2 protein-coding genes are annotated in these 4,991 nt (G+C 72.8%); both read left to right on the forward strand.

Annotation, left to right across the window (positions count from 1 at the left end; all coding sequences use genetic code 11):
* On the forward strand, positions 1-3,114 hold a 3,114-nt coding region (locus AB0E78_RS41730; RefSeq protein ID WP_361844920.1), incomplete at its 5' end, for a type I polyketide synthase.
* A partial coding sequence (locus AB0E78_RS41735; protein ID WP_361844923.1) for a beta-ketoacyl synthase N-terminal-like domain-containing protein occupies positions 3,114-4,991 on the forward strand: 1,878 nt, incomplete at its 3' end. The genes AB0E78_RS41730 and AB0E78_RS41735, both read left to right, overlap by 1 nt.

Consider the following 4,991-nt stretch of genomic DNA (forward strand, 5'->3'; position numbering starts at 1 on the left):
AGCACGCCCGAGTACTGGGTGCGGCATGTGCGTGAGGCTGTCCGGTTCGCCGACGGGGTACGGACGTTGGCCGGTCAAGGCGTCGATGTCTTCCTTGAGTTGGGCCCTGCCGGAGTGCTGACCGCGATGGCCCAGGACACCCTCGACGAGGAGCGTCCCGGGCTGCTCGCCCTGCCGCTGGTGCGCAAGGATCGCCCCGAGCACGAGGCGCTCCCCGCGGCGATCGCCCGAGCCTGGGCACACGGCGTCGTGGTCGACTGGCCGGCGCTGCTGCCTGGCGGCCGCCGGGTGGACCTGCCGACGTACGCCTTCCAGCGCCGCCGCTACTGGCTCAAGGACACCGATCCCGCCCTCGGTCGGCCCGACGCCCTCGGCCTCGGCGACGCCGAGCACCCCCTGCTCGGTGCCGCCGTCCCGCTGGCCGACGGCCAGGGCATCGTGCTGACCGGCAGGCTCGACCTGCGCACCCGCCCCTGGCTGGCCGACCACGTCGTGGGCGGGATGGTCCTGCTGCCCGGCGCCGCCCTGGTCGAGCTGGCACTGCGCGCGGGCGCCGGGACCCAGTGCGACCGGATCGAGGAACTCACCCTCGGTGCACCTTTCGTGTTGCCCGACGAGGGGCACATCACCGTTCAGGTGCGTGTCGGAGCCGAGGAGGAGGTGGGCCGTCGCGCGGTGAGCATCCACTCGCGAGCCGCCGACTCGGTCGACGGCGAGTGGACCCGGCACGCCGGCGGAGTGCTCGTCGCCGACCAGGGCCGCGACGACTTCGCCCTCACGCAGTGGCCTCCGCGGGGCGCCGAGTCCGTGCCGCTGCACGGGCTGTACGAGCGCCTCGCGACCGAGGGGTACGAGTACGGGCCGGCGTTCCAGGGGCTCACGGCCGTATGGCAGCGCGGGGACGAGGTCTTCGCCGAGATCGAGCTGCCCGAGGAGGCCGCGGACGCCGAACGGTTCGGGGTCCACCCGGCGCTGCTCGACGCCGCCCTGCACGCGACGCTGGCCACCCGCGAGGACAGGAGCGAGGTACGGCTGCCGTTCGCGTGGACGGGCGTGCGGCTGAGCGCCACCGGGGCACGGGCGGCCCGGGTACGGCTCGCTCCAGCGGGCGACGAGGGCCTTGCCGTACAGCTCGCGGACGGTGCGGGGCAGCCGGTGGCTTCGGTCGAGGCACTGGTCTCGCGGCCGATACCCGCCGAGCAGCTGCGACGTGCCCGGCCGGACGACGGTGCTGCGCTGTACACCGTCGACTGGACGCAGGCGCAACCGGAGCGCGAGGCCGCCGAGGTCGCCTGGCGCGTACACGACTCGGCCCGATCGGCCGACGGCGAGGCCGAGTTCGTCGTACTACCGCGGCTCCCCGAGGTGTGCGAGGACCTGACGGCCGCCGCACACGACGCCGCGGGCACCGTCCTGGACACGGTCCGCCAGTGGCTGGGCGACCCCGCCGCGGGTGACGCCACCCTGGTGATCGTCACGTCGGGTGCCGTCGCGGTCCGCCCGGACGACGACGTCAGCGACCTTGCCCACGCCCCGGTGTGGGGCCTGGTCCGGTCCGCCCAGTCCGAGCACCCGGGACGGTTCGTCCTGGTCGACGTGGACACCCCCGACGACTGGGCGGACGCGGTGCGCGCCGCGCTGGCCACCGGCGAGGCACAGGTCGCCGTCCGCGGTGGCGCCGCCCTCGTCCCGCGGCTCACCCGCGGCAGGGCGCCGGAGGCGGAACTCGCCACCGCTGCCTGGGATGTGGAGGGCACTGTCCTGATCACCGGCGGCACCGGCTCCCTGGGCCGGCTGCTCGCCCGGCACCTCGTGACCGAACGCGGTGTACGACACCTCGTGCTGACCAGCCGGCGCGGCATCGAGGCGCCCGGCGCGGCCGGGCTCCGCGACGAACTGGTGCTCGGCGGTGCCTCGGTGTCGGTGGTCGCCTGCGACGGGGCGGACCCGGTCGCGGTCGCCGAGCTGATCGCCAAAATCAACCCGGAGCACCCGCTGACCGCGGTCGTGCACACCGCGGGCGTCCTCGACGACGGACTCGTGGACCTGCTCACCCGGGACCGGCTCGCCACCGTGCTGCGGGCCAAGGTCGACGCGGCCGTCCACCTGCACGAGGCCACCCGCGACATCGAGCTGGCGGCGTTCGTGCTGTTCTCCTCGGCCGCCGGTGTCCTCGGCGGACCGGGACAGGCCAACTACGCCGCCGCCAACACCTTCCTGGACGCCCTCGCCCAGCACCGTCGGGCCCAGGGTCTGCCCGGCCAGGCGCAGGCATGGGGCCTGTGGGCGCAGGAGGGCGGCATCACGGGCGACCTGGACGGTGAGGACCGGGGACGGCTCGCCCGTACGGGGTTCGACGCGCTCTCCGAGCAGCAGGGCCTCGCTCTCTTCGACGAGGCCACGGCCGCCGGCACGGCCCTGCTGCTCCCGCTGCGACTCAACTCGGTGGCGCTGCAGAGCCAAGCGGGCGCCGGCAACCTACCGGCGATGCTGCGCGGCCTCGTCCGGGCACCCGCCCGGCGGGTGGCGGGCGGACCGGCGGCGCCGGTGAGCGGACGCCCGCTCAGCGAACAGCTGGCCGACCTGCCGGAGCACGAGCAGGAACGCCACGTACGGGACCTGGTGCACGGGCACGTGGCGGGGGTCCTCGGCCATGACACCGCGGGCAAGGTCAACCCCGAACAGTCCTTCAAGGACCTCGGATTCGACTCGCTGGCCGCCGTCGAACTGCGCAACCGGCTAGCCGCGGCCACGGGCCTCAGGCTGCCGTCCACGCTGGTCTTCGACCACCCGTCCGCGGCCGTGCTCGGAGTCCATCTGTGGTCCCTGGTGCGACCCGAACAGGTCGACCCGGCCGAACGCATGCTGTCCGAAATCGACGCACTGGAAGGCGCGTTGCTCGGCATGACACCCGACGGTGAAGCCGCGCTGCGCATCACCAGCCGGCTCCAGGCGGTGCTCTCCAAGTGGACACAGGCGCGCCGCCGGGACGAGCGGGCGCCGCAGACGAACAAGCAGCAGACGAAGGGGCGCGACCACCTCCAGACCGCGTCAGCCGACGAAATCCTCGACTTCATCGACCGCGGACTGGGCCGCAAGAAGGGCAACAGGTAATGGCTAGCGACGAGAAGCTCGTTGAGTACCTCCGCTGGGTAACGGCGGACCTGCAAGAGGCCCGCGAACGGCTCGCGGAACTGGAGTCCGGCGACCAGGAGCCCATCGCGATCGTCGCGATGAGCTGCCGCTACCCGGGCGGAGTGAAGTCCCCCGAGGACCTGTGGCGGCTCGTGGAGAGCGGCACCGACGCGGTGTCCGACTTCCCGGCGGGCCGCGGCTGGGACCTGGACGGGCTCTACGACCCCGACCCGGACCACCGCGGCACCATCTCCACCCGCGAGGGCGGCTTCCTCTACGACGCGGACCGCTTCGACGCCGCCTTCTTCGGCATCAGCCCACGCGAGGCAACTGCCATCGACCCGCAGCAGCGGCTGCTCCTGGAAACCACCTGGGAGGCCTTCGAGCGCGCAGGGATCGCCCCTGACTCCCTGCGCGGCAGCCGCACCGGTGTCTTCACCGGCGTCATGTACGACGACTACGGCCAGCGCATCCAGCCGTTGCCCGACGAGTACGAGGGCCTGCTCGGCAACGGCAGCGCGGCCAGCGTCGCCTCCGGCCGGATCTCGTACACCTTCGGCCTTGAGGGCCCGGCCGTCAGCGTCGACACGGCGTGCTCCTCGTCGCTGGTGGCCCTGCATCTGGCGGCCCAGTCGCTGCGCAGCGGCGAGTGCAGCCTGGCGCTGGCCGGTGGCGTTGCCCTGATGGCGAGCCCTTCGGTGTTCATCGAGTTCAGTCGGCAGCGCGGGCTCGCGCCCGACGGGCGCTGCAAGGCGTTCTCCGACAGCGCGGACGGCACCGGCTGGGGTGAGGGCGTCGGCCTCCTCGTCCTGGAGAAGCTGTCCGACGCACGCCGCAACGGACATGAGGTACTGGCCGTCGTCGCGGGCTCCGCGGTCAACCAGGACGGTGCCAGCAACGGACTGACCGCCCCCAACGGCCCGGCCCAGCAGCGGGTGATCCGGGCCGCTCTCGCCGATGCCCGGGTGTCCGCCGACGAGGTGGACGCGGTGGAGGCGCACGGTACCGGTACCTCGCTCGGTGACCCGATCGAGGCGCAGGCGCTGCTCGCCACGTACGGACAGGGACGCGAGGCCGACCGCCCGCTGTGGCTCGGTTCGCTGAAGTCGAACATCGCGCACACCCAGGCCGCGGCCGGTGTGGCCGGCGTCATCAAGATGGTGATGGCGATGCGTGCCGGGATCCTGCCCAGGACGCTGCACGTCGACGAGCCCTCCTCGCACGTCGACTGGTCTGAGGGCAACGTCGAACTGCTCACCGAGGCGCTGCCGTGGATCGCAGAGGAGGACCGGCCGCGCCGGGCCGGCGTCTCGTCGTTCGGCATCAGCGGTACCAACGCGCACGTCATCGTGGCCGAACCGCCGCGTGCCGATGACGAGTTGGAGAACGAGGGGGACGCCGACGACGTCAATGACGGCGAGGCCGCGGAAGTCGACGCGGAGGCACCGCCCGTCCTGCCCTGGCTCGTGTCGGCGCGCACCGCGGACGGTCTGCGCGCGCAGGCCGAACGCCTGCACGCCCACGTGACGGCACACGCTCACCTCGACCCGCTCGATGTGGCCTTCTCCCTGGCCACCACCCGTGCCACCCTCGATCACCGGGCCGTGGTGCTGGGGCAGGTCCGCGACAGGCTTCTCGCGGACCTTGCCGCACTGGCCGATGGCACCACTCCCGCAGGAGTCGCCCAAGGGGTCGTACGGGCTCAGTCGCGGACGGCGTTTTTGTTCTCGGGTCAGGGTGCGCAGCGTGTGGGGATGGGGCGTGGTTTGGCTGCTGCGTTTCCGGTGTTTGCCGAGGCGTTGGGTGAGGTGTGTGCGGCGTTGGGGTTGGATGCCGCTGTTTTTGATGATGAGGGG

The sequence above is a fragment of the Streptomyces sp. NPDC032198 genome (assembly GCF_040636975.1).
In the GTDB taxonomy this organism is placed as follows: Bacteria; Actinomycetota; Actinomycetes; order Streptomycetales; family Streptomycetaceae; genus Streptomyces.